The sequence below is a fragment of the Erysipelothrix tonsillarum DSM 14972 genome (genome assembly GCF_000373785.1).
Taxonomy (GTDB): domain Bacteria; phylum Bacillota_I; class Bacilli_A; order Erysipelotrichales; family Erysipelotrichaceae; genus Erysipelothrix; species Erysipelothrix tonsillarum.
The window spans coordinates 612,012-628,755 of the sequence record NZ_KB892377.1; the positions used below are offsets into that span (position 1 = coordinate 612,012).

The following is a 16,744-nucleotide window of genomic DNA, read 5'->3' on the forward strand; positions in this document are numbered from 1 at the left end:
CGTGTATTATATCATGACACTATGCTTAATTGAGCATTAAAAGTTTAACCCTGAAGAAAACTTCTTTTAACTTTACCTTTGAACATGGTAAAATGGTTTTGAGGTGAATTTATGGAAATATTATTAGCAAGCGTTCTTGGATATCTCTTAGGATCAATTCCTAATGCCCTTGTAATTGGGAAAGTTTTTTTTAACACAGATATTCGAGAACATGGTTCAGGAAATCTTGGAGGGACGAATGCAGGCCGTACCTTAGGTGCTAAAGCTGGTGTTGCTGTTGCCATCTTAGATGTTTTAAAAGCGACTATCGCAATGGTGATAACATACTTTATTTTTCCACAAGCAACAATCTATGCCGGATTCTTTGCGACATTGGGACATTGCTTTCCTATCTTTGCAAAGTTCAAAGGTGGTAAAGCCGTATCAACTGCTATGGGGTTCTTGTTAGGTATTTCGATTTTGGTAACAAAACGACCTATCCTACATTTTATCGTTCCCGTACTTATCTTTTTTGGTGTACTCTATCTATCAAAAATGGTTTCCCTATCTGCAATTGTGTCCATCATAGCATCCGTCGTGATTCTCGCAGTTTCACAAGATAATCTTCATGTTACACTTGCTTTCGCGATTATTGCTGCAATCGTTGTCTACCGTCATCGAACCAACATTCAGCGCATTAAAGAAAAGACAGAACGTAAAATAACGTGGATGTAGAGGGCTTGCCCTCTTTTTTAAAACACACTCGGTGCAAATATTGAAAATAGTGAAAATAGTGATATAATCTACCTATATTATAACTAAAGGAGAAGCAAATGATTGATATAAAACAGGTTACAAAAACATATAATGGAAGCCACAAAGCAGTGGACGATGTTTCCATTCAAATAAATTCAGGAGAAATTGTAGGTTTTATCGGACCTAATGGAGCCGGGAAAACAACAACAATAAAAATGCTCACAGGAATCCTTAAGCCCGATGCAGGCTCCATTACCTTGAATGATTTTAATATCATCGATCAACCCATTGAAGCAAAAAAACAATTTGGCTATGTTTCTGACGATCCCAATGCCTTTTTAAAATTAAAAGGCATTGAGTATTTAAATTTTATCGCCGATATCTATAATGTTAGTGAAGAAGATCGACACGAACGTATGGAAACCTATACACGCCTTCTCGGCATGGAAGCAGCTTTAAATGATAAACTCTTATCTTATTCCCATGGTATGAGACAAAAAATTATGGTAATTGGTGTCCTAATTCATAACCCATACCTCCTAATCCTTGATGAGCCATTAACTGGTTTGGATCCACAGTCTTCCTACGTACTCAAAGAAACAATGAAAGATCACGCAAAGCAAGGTGGTGCCGTTTTCTTCTCAACACACGTTCTTGAAGTTGCTGAAAAACTCTGTGACAAGGTCGTTATTATTAATCAGGGGCATATCGTTTACACGGGTACACTTGAAGCGTTAAAAGCAAATTATGGCCAACTTTCATTAGAAGAAATCTTTTTGGAGCTTACAAAATGAATCGGATTTTAACACTCACTCAAATCATGATGAAGTCATCGAGCTATGATTTCACACAACAACTTACTACTAAAAAGAAAAAAGCATCAAAAATGATGATGGTATTGTTTGGCTTTATTTTTGTTTATCTTGGGGTTATCGTTTACTTTCTATGGAATAGCCTCATTGAAAAGTCAATTCAACTCGGGCAATCCGGGATTACAATATATACGCTCTTCACAACAGCTACCCTATACATCCTTATTATGGGAATTATGATTGTACCAGGTATTTTTTATTTTTCTAAAGACATTGAGCGTTATCTGGTTTTACCTGTGAAACCCTCTGATATCCTGTTTTCAAAATTTATCACAAGTTTGATTACAATGTATATCACCGCTTCAATCATCTTTATTCCATTTGCAATCGCCTATATTGTCAACGTAAAACCCGATATTTTATTCATATTGCGCTTCATCTTAGGTTCTATCATGATTCCAATTATTCCTTTTACCCTTGCATTAATCTTTATGATTATCATTCTAACCTTCATCCCTTTTTTCAAAAATAAAGATGTCTATACTTACTGTTCAACTGGAATTGCTGTTATTTTAGGACTTGGAATCGCTTATTTTGGACAATCCTCTGGAAGTGGTAATACAGATTATATTGCCAACTTAATGGCCAGCATTACCTCAGGAGATAATGCTTTACTTAAAGTTATGAACACCGCCTTACCAACAATCACGATGTTAGCCAGTGGCGTCGTCTATGCCGACTATGCACAATTAGGTTTAGGAATTGTTTTTTCAATAATTATCCCTTTCATTTTGGTGACCATGGTGCAAAAATTATACTTTAACGGTGTTATTGGAATAGACGAATCAAGTTCTAATAAGGTCGCCTTATCGCAACAAGAATTGAAAAACAAGTCGAAGCGGTCCAGTCCACTCCGTGCAGTCATGCGTTACGATATACGCAATATTCTTCGTACCCCAGTCTTCACAACCAATTATTTTTCAGGTTTAATTATTCTTCCGGTCATGATTTTCATGCCACTATTGATTGGTATCTCAAAAGCACCGGTGTCACTCTCTGAAATAACACTTGCAATAAATGAGGTTATGAATATTACGTTTTATTCGCAATCTGGACTCACTAGAATTACCATTGTTGCGATTATCGGTCTCATGATTGCCTATTTCATGGCAAATATCGGATTAATCTCTGCAACTTCGATTTCTCGTGAAGGGCGTACACTCCAACAATTTCAATCAATGCCAATCAATTTAATGACTGTCGTTCAAGCAAAAATTTTAATCGGTGCATGTATCACAGTGATTCCTACATGGGTCGTAGGTATCATTATAAGCCTTCTGATTCGCTTAAATATTGGATACATCATAATCTTTATGATAAGTGCTGTGATAGGCTCAATGATATCCAACACCAGTGCCGTCGTGCTCGATGTCTTCGCACCAAAACTAATCTGGGATAATGAAACACAAGCGATAAAGCAAAACTTTTTAACGATGGTACCGCTTTTTACTTCTTTTGTGATCATTGGTCTCTTCATAGTTGCACTGTTTAATTTTAATCCTATTACTGTTATTTATTCTTTTGGTATCGGACTGATAATATATACTTTGATTACATATCAATTAATTAAACTTTTTGTGAAAAACCGACTACCAAAAGTTATCGAACAAATTTAATAAAAAAAAACTCGAATTTAAACTTCGAGTTTTTTTATCCATTTTTGTATTAATTATTTTTTAAAGATTTCTTTCGCTTTATCGGATAAATCTTCTGCAGTCTCTTTCGCTTTTTCTGAAAGGTCTTCTGCTACTTGTTTGCTTTTGGTAACAGCATCTGCAGTCATATCGCGTCCTTTTTCGAGCACATCCTCGGCAGTTTCTTTTGCTTTTTCACCAAATTCGTTTACTTTTTCGGTAGCGTCTTTTGAAACTGACTCAGTTTTTTCACCGAGATCTTCTGCTGCCTCTTTGGCTTTAACACCCAAATCATCAGCTGAGCTCTTAGCTTTTTCTGCAAGTTCTTTTGCTTTGTCTAATAAATTTCCCATAATATAAAGCCTCCTTTATGCTTAATTAAATTATAGCGTTATGGTTCAAATCAAGCAAAGCATTTGACTAAACGTTTACAATCTTCATTAAATAATCACATAATAAAACCTCTAGAATTAATTCTAGAGGTCGTAATTTTAATCTTCAAATTTAACGTTGTGATAAACTTCTTGGATATCTTCAACTTCATCAAACATTGCCTGAATTTTTTTGAAGTTTTCCGCATCATCACCTTCAACCGTAACATACTCATTGGGTAAGTAGGTTATTTCAAGAACATCAAATTTAATTTCACCAAGCTTGCTTTCTAATGCTTCTTTTGCTTTATGTAAACTTGTTGTCTCAACGGTAACTGAAATATGACCATCTTCTTGTTCAATATCAATCAGGTCAACTTCATTTTCAAGCAAAATCTCCATAATCGCTTCTTCATCATTATGTTCAAAAGAAAGGAGCCCTACATGTTCATAACCATGAACAACCGAACCATTAACTCCGATTTTACCTTTAGATTTAGTGAAACAATTTCGAACTTCACTATAAGTTCTATTATCATTATCCGTTAAACATTCCACGATAAATGAAGACGCTCCAGGACCGAATCCTTCATATCGCACGGCGTGATAGTTTTCTTCGGATCCCCCTTTTGCTTTTTCAATTGCACGTTTAATAACGTCGGCCGGAACTTGTTTTGTTCTTGCCTCATCAATAATACGTTTTAGCCCTACATTCATCTCTGGATCTGGAATCCCTGCTTTTGCCGCCATATAAATTTCTTTTCCATAGCGTGAATATACTTTCGTTTTGGCTGCTGCTGTTTTTTGCATCGATGCCTTACGAACTTCAAATGCTCTACCCATAATATTTACCTCCTAATGTTATCGCACTTCAACGTTGAAACGTTTGATTAATTCATTAATCACTGCATTCATTATATCATTAATTTCTTCGACTTCTAAGGTACGGTCTTGCCCAAACGATAGTTGGAATGCAATAGATTTTTTATTTCCTAATTTTTCTGATGTAAACACATCAAAGACATTTAAATCTACAAGGTATTTTCGCGATACCTTTTCGATTGCTTGTACAATATCACTTACTAATACTTCATTGTCACAAAGTATCGCTAGGTCACGAGTCATAATCGGATACTTTGCAACAGGCGTTGCTTTAATCGCACCCGCTTTTTGACCTAATAAGAAATCCAAGTCAATTTCAAGATAAACAGGATCTTTTAAGTCAAATTCTTTAGCATAAGTCGGATGTAATTGTCCGATAACGCCTAAATGTTTACGATCAAACATAATCTCAGCACTCTTAAATGGGTGGAACATATCGGTATCGCAACCTGTTGCCTTAAATTGGAATCGTTTTTCATTGAAGCCCAATTTGGCTAAAAGTTCCATAAGCATTCCTTTAAGTGTAAAGAAATCAAGTTCAATCGCTGTCTTAGTCCAGTTTTGATTGAATAATTGGCCTTGACCAATAATACCTAATCGACTCGTTTTTGCGTCTTGTGCATATACAGCGGAGTGTTCAAAAAAGAGTGCATCAGAGATTTTGTGTGCATTATTATAAGCGAGGACTTCGACCATCGATGGTAATAAATGTGTACGTAAAAATGCTCGTTTATCACTAATTGGATTGGCCAAGCGAATTGGTGTTCCTAAACTTTCTGAACCGCGTGTTTTCGCTTCATCTACAAGTGTATAGGACAAAATTTGATCGGCACCAAAACCAAGTAAAACATCTTCGATCATCCGTGTTTTTAATTGTTTCGTGTTTAAGTTCCCTACTGTTAAATCCATTAATGGTAATGTTTCATCCATAACATCGTACCCGACAATACGAATTACTTCTTCAATTAAATCTTCTTCGATCGAGATATCTTTACGATAAGAAGGTATTGTACACGTTATTAATCCTTGTTCCACGATTGGCTTAAAGTTAAGACGTTCAAAAACATCAACAATTACCATTTCTTCTAAAGAAGTCCCAAGATATTCATTAACTCGGTCCGCAGTAATTGATACGATTTCAGGACTACTGTCTAATGAACCCCACTGAACTGTTTCTTCGATTTCAGAAGCATCGGCGTATTCAATCAATAACTGTACGGCACGATCCATTGCTTGTTTCGAAGCGTTATTATCCATAGGCTTTGTATAACGTGTTGATGATTCACTGCTTAAACCAAGACGTGTGGCTGTTTTTCGAACAGAAACATGATTAAATCGCGCAACTTCAATAACAAGTCCTTTTGATGTCGGTTTAATCATTGAATTTCCCAATCCCATAATGCCTGCAATACCTACGGGGATATTCCCATTCATAATTACGAGATCATTCTTTTTAAGATCATAAGTTTGACCATCCAAGGCCTCAACAGTTCCTTCAAAATCATCATGAACCGATAAATCTTGATTGCTTAAGAAATCAATATCATAGAAATGCATCGGATGACCTGTTTCAAGCATAACAAGATTAGAAATATCAACAACATTATTTATAGGTTTAATTCCTGATCCAATAAGTGCTTCGCGAATCCATTCAGGCGATGTTCCTATTGTCACATGTCCTATAACTTTTCCCATAAATAAAGGAGATTTTTCTGTGTAAGACGTAATTTTTAAATTTGTTTCAGATCCTAAATCCGATGCATCTTTAAATTCAGGCAAGGTTAATTTCCGGCCGAAAAGTGCACTTACTTCATGAGCGATGGATATAATCGACATAAAATCAGAACGATTCGGTGTTTGCGAAATATCTAATATTTCATCATCTAACCCTAACGCAACCGCAGGATCACTTCCTGGTTCAGCTTTAGGTAAAATTACAATCCCTGTTTTTTGATCTTCAGTCTGATATTTTTCCGCGACACCCAACTCATTCAAAGAGCAAATCATACCATTAGACTCAACACCTCTAACTTTCGAAGCTTTAATATTGAAGTCACCCGGTAATACGGCACCAACTTGCGCAACACATACATATAATCCCGCTTCAATGTTTGAAGCACCACAAACGATTTGTTCAACACGGTCACCGAGATCAACTTGGCAGACGTTAAGGTGGTCACTATCCTGATGGGGTTCACATTCTAGAACGTGTCCTACAGTTAAATGTGTTCCGTGTACGAGCGGTTCAATACCCTCAACTTCTAATCCTGCATTAGTTAACGTATCTGCAAGTTTAAGTGTATCAATATCAGCGATATCAACATATCTATTTAATAATTTTCTACTAACTAACATACGAGCCTCCTACTCAAATCGCTTAAATTGATCAATGAATCGCTTATCATTTGTATAAAATGATCGAATATCATCAATTCCATATTTAAGCATTGCGATACGTTCAACACCGATTCCAAAAGCAAATCCCGACAATCGCTCGTCCTCGTAACCGGCTGCACGTAAAACGTTTGGATGAACCATTCCACCACCTAATATTTCAATCCATCCTGTATCCTTACAAATATTACATCCTTTACCGCCACAGATATGGCATGTAACATCAATTTCGACACTTGGCTCTGTAAATTGGAAATAGCTTGGTCTGAAACGAATTTCGCGACTTTCGCCAAACATACGTTTCGCAAAAAGATTCAGTGTACCTTTAAGATCCGACAAGGTAATGCCATGACCTAAAACCAATCCCTCCATTTGAACAAATTGGTGTGAATGCGTTGCGTCATCATCATCACGGCGATAAACTTTACCGGGACAGATAACTTTAACTGGTACAGAAGGTGCGTATTCTTCTAATGCTCGCATTTGAATTGCAGTTGTATGCGTTCTTAAAAGGGTGTGTTCATCGATAAAGAACGTATCTTGCATTTCGCGCGCTGGGTGATCTTGGGGAATATTAGCACGTTCGAAGTTGTATAAATCAAGTTCAACTTCATCGCCTTCAACGACCTGATAACCCATTTCTCTGAAAAAGTCTTCCATTTCGCGACGCATTAAAATCAACGGATTTTGACTTCCTTGCTTAAATTGAGTTCCTGGCAATGTAACATCGATTGCATCTTTCGCCATATCTCGTTCTAGCTTGATTGCTTCTAGATCTGCTTGTTTTTCTTTAAGTGCAGTTTCGATGCTTTGTTTCGCTTCATTTACGCGCTTACCAAACAAAGGTTTTTCTTCATTCGATAAGTCTTTCATTTGGCCCATAACTTTTGTTAAATGACCTTTTTTACTTAGATATTCAATACGAACATCATTCAAGTGCTCAAGAGTTTTCGCTTCTTTTATCGCCTCAATCCCTTGAGTCATAATATCTTTCAAGTCCATATAAATCCTCCTTAAACATAAAAAAAACCGCACGTCCAGGAACGTCAAGCGCGGTACCATCCTGATTTATACAATAAATGTATACATCTCTTCGTTTTTAACGCAAACGACACGGAAGTGATTAGCTTCTCTCCAAGATGAATTCGTAGGTAATCAATCAATAGTTCCATCAACCCTATTGTTTCTATAAATGATTATCCCTACTACTGCTTCTCTTCAATGATTTTTTATCCTCTTTATTATACCTAAAAGCGAGCATAAATTCAAGATTACACTCGCTTAAATACAGCTTTTATAGAAATTAGACCAATAAGCACAGCAACACCTAATAAGACGATTGTGCCTCCTGGAGCTAAATTTAGATTATAAGATAAGGCAAGGCCAGCCCATACAAAGGCAAGTGAGAAGCCTATTGCATAGATCATCGTAGATCGATAACTTTTGGATATTTGCATCGCACATGCCGTAGGAATCACCATCAGTGAAGATACAATTAAAGCCCCTACAATCCGAGATGCAATGGAAACCGTAATCGCGGTCAAAATGGTGAATATGAGAGACATACGATTTGTATCAACACCGGATAAAGAAGCAGATTTTTCATCAAAAGCAATATAGAAAAATTCACGATAGTATTTAATTGATATGATAATGACAACAAGACTCAACAATATTGCAAGATAATTATCGCTTCCACCGATTGCGACAATACTTCCAAATAAGAAACTATTAAAATTCGCGGGATTTTTCACGAACCCCAATAATACACCTGATAAACCGATTCCGAAAGACATGATGATTGCAATAGCTAATTCTTGGTATTTTCCAAAGCGCTTTTGTATAAATTCGATACTCAACGCAGCAATTAAACTTAAAGCGATTGCTCCAACGATTGGGTTAAATCCCATAATAAGACCAATCGTGATTCCACTTAAGGATACATGGGATAAGGCATCGCCTATCATTGACATTCTTTTAAAAACTACGACAACACCAATAAGTGGAATAATAACCGCTAAAAGTCCCCCTACTAAAAAAGCTGTCCGCATAAATTCATATTTAAACATGCATCGTCACCTCGCTCACATGTCGATCTTTAACCTCTAAAATCCTACTAATATTCTGAATCTCATGATCGATATTATGAGTAACCATAATGATCGTCATTTCACGTTCTTTATTAAGAACGGTTAAAAGTTTGTAGAGATTCTCAATTGAGGGCTGGTCTAAACCATTTGTCGGTTCATCTAAAAATAATACATGAGGTTTCACAATTAATTCGCGTGCGATTAGAACGCGTTGCAACTGTCCACCTGAAAGATTTCCAATCATTTCATTGGCATGAGATTCCATACCGACTATTTTTAGAACTTCCATTGCTTTTTGTGCACGTTGTTTCCGATAAAAGCTAAAAAAGTTTCCTTTAGGAAGTCTTAACATTACAATTTCGAGGGCAGTTGCTGGAAAATCAGCCACACTGAGTAACCCCCCCTGAGGTACATAACCAATTTCATTAAATTGGGTGAATTCACTAATCGGTTCTCCGAGCAAATCTACCACTCCTTTTTGTGGTTTTTGAAATCCTAAAATCACTTTTAACAGAGTTGATTTCCCAGATCCATTTGCCCCTGTTAACGCAACAAAATCACCTTTCTCAATTGAGAAAGATACTGATTCAAGAATCTTGTTTTTTGAATATGAAAAATCCATATTTTCTATAGTGAGCACCGGTTCCATGATACAACCTCCTTTTTCTCTAATTACAGTTTATTAATCCATTTGCATTGATCGAATTCATTGCCTAAAAGAATTTGATATATTTCTATATGCAAACGGTTCGCAACAACTATTATATGTGTGATTTATTGCTGTGTCAACAACAGTTATTCGTTTACGGTCATATCACTAAATTTTGACTTTAAAGATTGGTATAATATGGCTATACAATTAGGAGGATTATGTATGAAAGTTGTAGTTATTGGATGTACACATGCAGGGACATCCGCAGTTAAATCAATTTTAAATGAAGACCCTACTGCTGAGGTTAAGGTTTTCGAACGAAATGATAATGTTTCATTCCTATCATGTGGTATTGCTTTATATATCGGTGGCGTCGTAAAAGATGCTCAAAGTTTATTCTATTCAAGCCCTAAGGAACTTGCAGAATTAGGTGCTCATGTCCATATGGAACACAATGTAACCGATATTGATGTCGATGCAAAACGCGTTGCTGTTACTAATTTACTCACAAACGAAACATTTGAAGAAACTTATGATAAATTAGTTCTTACAACTGGGTCCTGGCCAATTGTTCCACCGATTCCTGGAATTGAGTCAGAAAACATTATGTTATGTAAAAACTATAATCAAGCGCAAGAAATTATCGCTCGTAAAGATAAAGCTGAAAAAGTTGTTATTGTTGGTGGTGGATACATTGGAATCGAGCTTGTAGAAGCTTTTGGAGAATCAGGGAAAGATGTAACACTCATTGATGGTCTTGATCGTATCCTTAATAAATACTTAGACCCTGAATTTACGGATGTATTGGAAGCTGATTTAAAAAACCGTGGTATAAAACTTGCATTAAATCAAACAGTTCAAGAATTTAAAACTGATTCGAATGGGAATGTAAGCCAAGTTATTACATCCGGTGGAAGTTATGACGCTGACCTCGTGATTATGTGTGTCGGTTTCCGACCAAGCACTGAGCTCATCAAAGGTAAAGTTGATACATTACCAAACGGTGCCATAAAAGTAAATGATTACATGCAAACCAGCCGTCCCGAAATCTACGCAGCAGGTGATAATGTTGCAGTTCACTATAACCCAACAGGTGACCATGCTTATATCCCTCTTGCTACAAACGCGGTTCGTATGGGAACGCTCGTTGGAAAAAATATTGTTGAAAATAAAGTTAAATATCGCGGTACCCAAGGAACTTCAGGGCTCTACCTCTTTGGCTATAATATTGGGTCAACGGGTGTAACAGTAAATTCTGCCCCTTTCTTTGGCCTCGAAGTAGATTCCGTTCTTGTTAAGGATAACTACCGTCCTGAGTTTATGCCAACAACAGAAGAAGTGATGATGAAACTTGTCTATGAAAAAGAAACACATCGCATCGTGGGTGGCCAAGTTATTTCTAAATATGATATTACTCAATCTGCAAACACACTTTCGTTAGCAGTACAAAACAAAATGACGATTGAAGATTTAGCTTATGTTGACTTTTTCTTCCAACCTCATTTTGATCGCCCTTGGAACTATTTAAACATCCTCGCACAAGCTGCTGTGGAACAAGAATCAAAAAAATAATAATCAATTAAAAACCTCTCAATTAAGAGGTTTTTTTCATATCTAAGCTTAAGTACATCACTATTTTCTTACTTGTTGATTCAAGATAGAAAAATATTGAGATTATTTCTTTTAATCTAAATAATCTCTTTGATTTATATAACAACCGCCTCTATAAGAATGGTGTTAGTTACCCTGTGTGAGCTTCTTAGTAAGCAATCTAAACATTGCATTGAGCCAATGCGGATTTCATTTTTGATTTTTTCTTTTCGTGAATTCTTCCATCAATATGTCATTTAAGTCCTTTTGACGCCACAGATTAAGCTGAGCAGTTTCATAAGATTGAGCGCTGATATATCGATAGTATGTTGGAATCTTGTGAACATAGACACGACGGCATCGTTCGTCTACTTGATTCCATTGGTCTTGAACACGATAACAAGTTTGATAAACTCCAGGTATGCGCACATTTACCGTATTCGAAATAACCCTAATTCGGTTCGATATATCCTTATTATCACTGTCTTTTGCGCTTACTTTCTCATATTCGTTATATTTTTGATATTGGTTAATTGTTAAGGGACTCGCAGTAAGTGTGGGCAATAAACTATGTATACGGATTTTCATTGAACCCCCGGTATAATTCACAAATGTACTTGGAATATGAACCGTGATTTCATCCCCTTCAACCAAACGTTGACGACCATCTACACATCCAGAGGCTTTTGCTTTTGTTTTAAAATAGGAAACAATTCCCCGATACCGCTTCACATCGAGTATTTTATTAAATATAGCACCCTCTCGATAAAACGCTGTATTTCCGTGTGCACTCGAACACGAATTACCATGCTCTACAACTTCTCCTTCGTAAGATGGTGAAGGCGTTGAGGTTGCGATGAGAGTATGATAATAAACAGTGAGTCCACCTTGTTGAAACAAGGAATCAATCGTTATATGTTTACCTAGATAACGATGCTCAACGGACTGCATACTTGCAAGATATAGTGGTATTTCTACAGTTCGATTGGTTTGAGGATGATATATCTCTAAATAAGTTGCGTATTCCCCTTCAGGAAGCATACCAATCGGAACGACACCATTAAACCCTATGTTTTCATAGCGATGGTTACACATCCTTTTGGACCGCTCATGGTTACTACACCATCGATTTCCACGATAAGACATAAAACGTGATAGATTTATCGAATCCAATGATAGCTCATAAGTTTTATCAACCGGACCACGCAAATGTAATCGAAACTGATGCGTATCTTCACCATAGTAATTTTGATAATCACGCACAAAGGCCCAGCCTCGCAAATGTAAATTACCTTCTAGAAACGACACTTGAAGTAACTCATTTGGTACCCGTTGCCGATCATTTATAAACTCGGCCGAAACATTCATATAAGAACAAGTCATAAAAAATAAAAAACAAAATAAATAGTAGTATATAAACATCCCCTATACTAAATACATTGTAAAAATAGAAGTTCATAAAAAAAAGACACTAAATGTGTCTTAATCATTTCTACGATTGAAAATTGCTATATAACGAAGAATACTCAATAATGTTCCCAGTAGTGCCGCAACATACGTTAATGCGGCAGCAGTAAGCATTTTTTTTGAGCCTTGTAATTCGCCTGCATCAAGAATTTGTTCTTGATCAAGAATTTTGATTGCTCGCATTGAAGCATCAAATTCAACAGGAAGCGTTACAAGTTGAAATACAGCAATCACGCCTAAAAGTACGATACCAATTTTTAAAAATTGTGGATTTCCAAATAAACCAATCATAATTGGAATCATACTAAACTTACTAGCAACAATTGCAAAAGGTAATACGGTATTACGAAGTCCAATAAAACCGTAATTTTCAGCATGCTGAACCGCGTGACCACATTCATGAGCAGCAACCGATACAGATGCAATACTTGTTTCGTTATAAACTTTGGGCGAAAGTGCTACGATCTTTTTATTTGGATCATAATGATCACTTAACTCCCCACCATTTGATTGAACGACTTGAACATCATCAATATTCTTTAATTCTAAAATACGTCGAGCAACTTGTGCCCCTGTCAAATGTTCGAGTGTGTCTACTTGACTGTATTTGCTGTACGCAGATTGGACATACATCTGTGCTGCAAAAGATATTATCGCGGCTAGAATTACAAATCCATAACCGACACCCATTAAACCCATACTAACCTCCACTATAGAAAAAGGAGACAAGCTCCTTTTTTTCAATATTAATTATTTTACTGCGTCTTTAAGAGCTTTTGCAGGTTTGAATCCTACACTGTGTGATGCAGCAATGCGAATCTTTTCTTTTGTTTGTGGATTAAATCCATCACGTTCTGCACGGTGGCGAACTTCAAATTTTCCAAAACCAGCTAAATCGACTGTTCCCTTATTTTCGAGAATTTCTTTTACCTCGTCTAGGAATGTTTCGATAAATTCATTTGCTTGTTTTTTACTAATATCTAATTTACTTGCGATTGACTCGCTTAATAATTTCTTGTTGTATGTTTCACTCATATTGAAACCTCCATTTCATAATCAAATAATATCATTATAACCGCTATCTGACAAGTTAAATACGCTCAGGTTTCAAATCTCTCACCATTAATTCACTTATGGCTTCAGAAGGGCGTTTTTCTTCATATATTATTTTGTATATTTGCTCGGTTATGGGCATATCAATGCCTTCTTCCACCGCAATTTCATAAACAACTTTGGCAGCAAACACGCCTTCTACCGTTTTGGTGTTGTGATCAAGAAAGCCTAGAGCCGAATCTTTACGGCCAATTTCCATACCCGCTTGAAAATTTCGGGAATGAATTGATGTGGCCGTAACAACAAGATCACCAACACCACACAGACCTAAGTACGTATCCGGATGTCCACCCATGTGGACACCAAATCGCTGCATTTCTGTCAATCCCCGTGTAATCAAAGCTGCTCGCGCATTATCACCTGAGTCAAGTCCAGCGGCAATTCCACTGGCGAGCGCGATAATATTTTTAATGGCAACCCCATATTGCGATCCCACTACATCATCATTTGTATAGACTCTAAAATATTCATTTGAAAATAATTGTTGAATATTCTCAGCGAGTTCTTGATTATCTGAGACAGCATTTATAGTCGTAATTTTTCTCAAAACGACTTCTTCTGCATGGGATGGGCCAATGAGACTTACGACCCCTTGTAATTTATCAGCATCAAGAACCCGTTTAATTACATGATCCAATAACTCATGTGTTGTTGGATGGAGTCCTTTTGCTACATTGATAATCACGACTGGATGTGTCAAATTTTGATTAAGCTCAACACATACTTCTTCGACAGCCGCGGTTGGTACAGCAAGTAAAATAATCTCAGAGTCTAAAATGTCCTCGAAATTTTGTGTAGCATCTAATTGTTCGTTAAGCTTCACCCCAGGAAAGAATTCTTCATTTAAATGATATAAATGAATATCTACAACTTGATCAAGCTTACGCCCCCAGATCATCACTTCGTGGTCATTATCTGCTAAAACCTGACCTAAAGCGGTTCCCCAACTACCAGAACCTACAATTCCGATTTTCATTAAGCTCCCCTCTTTCTAATCAGGATCCGGATTGGTGTTCCTGTGAAATCAAATGCATTTCGTAAGGCATTTTCCAAATATCGCTTATACGAAAAGTGACATAATTCAGGGTCATTAACGAAGATAACAAATGTTGGTGGTGCTGTACTTACTTGAGAAGCATAGAACACTTTTAAACGTTTACCATTGTGGGACGGTGGTGGTGTAAGCATCACTGCATCATGAATGACCTCATTAATAACACTCGTGCTTATACGTTTAATACTATTTGCATGAACATCTTCAATGAGTGGAATTAATGTGTGTACACGTTTTCGTGTGAGCGCTGAAACAAAGACAATAGGAGCGTATGCTAGGTACATAAATTCACTACGAATAATCTTTTTAACATCTTCCATCTCTGTTTCTTCTTTATCAACTACATCCCATTTGTTATAAACGATGATAATTGGTTTACCTGCTTCATGCGCAAATCCAACGACGTGTTTATCTTGAGCACGAATGCCCGCTTCAGCATCAAGTAAGAATAAAACAACATCACTTCGATCAATTGCACTCATAGCACGTAAAACAGAATATTTCTCAACGTCTTCGTACACTTTACCGCGTTTTCGAATACCTGCAGTATCGATAATAACATAGTCACGATCGTTCATTCTAAACGGCGTATCAATTGCGTCACGAGTTGTTCCTTCAATATTCGAAACAATAACTCGGTCTTGATTTAATATTGCATTAACAAGTGAACTTTTTCCAACATTAGGACGTCCAATTGCACAAAAACTCAGTTCATCTTCATACATTGTAATACCATCTTGTGGCAACTTTTTAATAACCTCATCAAGAAGATCTCCCAGTCCGATTCCATGTTCGCAAGAAACTGCAAAGGGTTCGTCATATCCTAATGCATAAAATTCATAGATATCCGCTTTAAATTGAATATCATCAACTTTATTTGCTGCGATAATAACTGGTTTATTGGTTTGTCGTAAAAGACGCGCAATATATTCATCGTCTGTTGTTAAGCCATCTTTGGCACTCACAACAAATATAATCATATCTGCTTCATCAATGGCAATATCAACTTGCATTTTTATTTCTTCTTGAAACGGTTGACCTTCTACTTGAATTCCACCTGTATCAATAAATCTTAAATCTTTTGTTAGCCATGTTGTCTTTCCATAAAGACGATCACGTGTGACCCCTGCTTCATCATGAACAATAGAAATTCTTTCGCCCATAATTCGATTAAACAGAGACGATTTTCCTACATTAGGACGACCAACGATTGCTACTACTCCATCAATCATTTAAATTCCTACTCTCTATAATATTAATTATTTGTGATACAACATCTTCGATTGACAACGATGTTGTATTTATTTCAATGGCATCATCAACTTTTACTAATGGTGATTCCGCTCGATTGGTGTCACGCTCATCACGTTCGACCAAATCAGCATAAACAGCTTCATAACTCGTATTAATTCCATTTTTTACCAATTCATTAAAACGTCTGCGGGCACGAACACCTGCATCTGCAGTTTGAAAAATTTTAATTTCCGCATCCGTAAGAACCACCGAAGTAATATCACGACCATCCATTACAAAGCCTTTTTTGGAAGCAATATCTCGTTGAACTGATACAAGCACATTGCGAACCGTACGATGTTTCGAGACTTTGGATGCTGCTTTAGATACTTCATCATTACGAATTAAAAGGGAAACGTCTTCACCATTCACGAGAATTTTGTCCTCTGAAGGTAAATCAATTTTTAAGTCCTTCACAATATTAAAACACGCGGCCTCATCTTCCAAATCTACATTATTCTTCAAACACATTAACGCGACTGCACGATACATCGCTCCTGTGTCAATGTGTACAAACCCTAGTTTTTTTGCTAATTGCTTAGCGATGGTGCTTTTCCCTGATGCACTAGGCCCATCAATTGCTATATTAAACACTTA

Annotated in this window: 16 protein-coding genes and 1 other annotated feature; of the genes, 4 read left to right on the forward strand and 12 right to left on the reverse strand. The window is 36.7% G+C overall.

The window, feature by feature from the left end:
* The first annotated feature begins 111 nt into the window (after window positions 1–111).
* From plsY to B096_RS0102810, 3 genes are all read left to right on the forward strand, one after another.
* Entirely contained in the window at window positions 112–714 is a 603-nt protein-coding gene (gene plsY / locus B096_RS0102800; RefSeq protein ID WP_018579271.1) for a glycerol-3-phosphate 1-O-acyltransferase PlsY, read from the forward strand.
* Between the two features lie 98 nt (window positions 715–812).
* Window positions 813–1,529, forward strand: coding sequence for an ABC transporter ATP-binding protein (locus B096_RS0102805; protein ID WP_018579272.1), 717 nt, complete (start codon window positions 813–815; stop codon window positions 1,527–1,529).
* 26 nt (window positions 1,530–1,555) lie between these two features.
* Window positions 1,556–3,223, forward strand: a complete 1,668-nt coding sequence (locus B096_RS0102810; protein WP_244264560.1) for a putative ABC transporter permease subunit — start codon at window positions 1,556–1,558, stop codon at window positions 3,221–3,223.
* 53 nt (window positions 3,224–3,276) lie between these two features.
* On the opposite strand, the gene B096_RS0102815 is transcribed toward B096_RS0102810, so the two are convergent.
* The 6 genes from B096_RS0102815 to B096_RS0102840 form a co-directional block, all read right to left on the reverse strand.
* Complete coding sequence (locus tag B096_RS0102815) at window positions 3,277–3,594, reverse strand: hypothetical protein (protein ID WP_018579274.1); 318 nt, start codon at window positions 3,592–3,594, stop codon at window positions 3,277–3,279.
* Between the two features lie 138 nt (window positions 3,595–3,732).
* A complete protein-coding gene (locus tag B096_RS0102820; RefSeq protein WP_018579275.1) occupies window positions 3,733–4,455 on the reverse strand; it encodes a YebC/PmpR family DNA-binding transcriptional regulator in 723 nt (240 codons plus the stop codon).
* A gap of 18 nt (window positions 4,456–4,473) precedes the next feature.
* A complete protein-coding gene (gene pheT, locus B096_RS0102825; protein ID WP_018579276.1) occupies window positions 4,474–6,849 on the reverse strand; it encodes a phenylalanine--tRNA ligase subunit beta in 2,376 nt (791 codons plus the stop codon).
* Between the two features lie 9 nt (window positions 6,850–6,858).
* Window positions 6,859–7,890, reverse strand: coding sequence for a phenylalanine--tRNA ligase subunit alpha (pheS, locus tag B096_RS0102830; RefSeq protein ID WP_018579277.1), 1,032 nt, complete (start codon window positions 7,888–7,890; stop codon window positions 6,859–6,861).
* 34 nt (window positions 7,891–7,924) lie between these two features.
* Window positions 7,925–8,119, reverse strand: a binding site (T-box leader).
* Between the two features lie 40 nt (window positions 8,120–8,159).
* Window positions 8,160–8,957 carry a metal ABC transporter permease gene (locus B096_RS0102835; RefSeq protein ID WP_018579278.1) on the reverse strand — a complete coding sequence of 266 codons (798 nt, stop codon included), beginning with the start codon at window positions 8,955–8,957 and terminating at the stop codon, window positions 8,160–8,162.
* On the reverse strand, window positions 8,950–9,627 hold the full coding sequence (locus B096_RS0102840; protein ID WP_018579279.1) for a metal ABC transporter ATP-binding protein: 678 nt from the start codon (window positions 9,625–9,627) through the stop codon (window positions 8,950–8,952). The genes B096_RS0102835 and B096_RS0102840 overlap by 8 nt, the downstream gene beginning before the upstream one ends.
* Window positions 9,628–9,852: 225 nt before the next feature.
* On the opposite strand from B096_RS0102840, the gene B096_RS0102845 reads away from it, so the two are divergent.
* Window positions 9,853–11,202, forward strand: coding sequence for an FAD-dependent oxidoreductase (locus B096_RS0102845; protein ID WP_018579280.1), 1,350 nt, complete (start codon window positions 9,853–9,855; stop codon window positions 11,200–11,202).
* 228 nt (window positions 11,203–11,430) lie between these two features.
* On the opposite strand, the gene B096_RS0102850 is transcribed toward B096_RS0102845, so the two are convergent.
* From B096_RS0102850 to cmk, 6 genes are all read right to left on the reverse strand, one after another.
* Window positions 11,431–12,603, reverse strand: a complete 1,173-nt coding sequence (locus B096_RS0102850; RefSeq protein WP_083912996.1) for an immunoglobulin-like domain-containing protein — start codon at window positions 12,601–12,603, stop codon at window positions 11,431–11,433.
* Between the two features lie 99 nt (window positions 12,604–12,702).
* Window positions 12,703–13,386: a zinc metallopeptidase gene (locus B096_RS0102855; protein WP_018579282.1), complete on the reverse strand. Its 684-nt coding sequence runs from the start codon at window positions 13,384–13,386 to the stop codon at window positions 12,703–12,705.
* Between the two features lie 51 nt (window positions 13,387–13,437).
* The gene (locus B096_RS0102860) at window positions 13,438–13,722 is read right to left on the reverse strand and encodes an HU family DNA-binding protein (protein ID WP_018579283.1); all 285 of its coding nucleotides are present in this window, start codon (window positions 13,720–13,722) and stop codon (window positions 13,438–13,440) included.
* Between the two features lie 55 nt (window positions 13,723–13,777).
* Complete coding sequence (locus B096_RS0102865) at window positions 13,778–14,776, reverse strand: NAD(P)H-dependent glycerol-3-phosphate dehydrogenase (protein WP_018579284.1); 999 nt, start codon at window positions 14,774–14,776, stop codon at window positions 13,778–13,780.
* Window positions 14,776–16,086 carry a ribosome biogenesis GTPase Der gene (gene der, locus B096_RS0102870; RefSeq protein WP_018579285.1) on the reverse strand — a complete coding sequence of 437 codons (1,311 nt, stop codon included), beginning with the start codon at window positions 16,084–16,086 and terminating at the stop codon, window positions 14,776–14,778. The genes B096_RS0102865 and der overlap by 1 nt, the downstream gene beginning before the upstream one ends.
* Complete coding sequence (cmk, locus tag B096_RS0102875; RefSeq protein WP_018579286.1) at window positions 16,079–16,741, reverse strand: (d)CMP kinase; 663 nt, start codon at window positions 16,739–16,741, stop codon at window positions 16,079–16,081. The genes der and cmk overlap by 8 nt, the downstream gene beginning before the upstream one ends.
* Window positions 16,742–16,744: the final 3 nt, after the last annotated feature.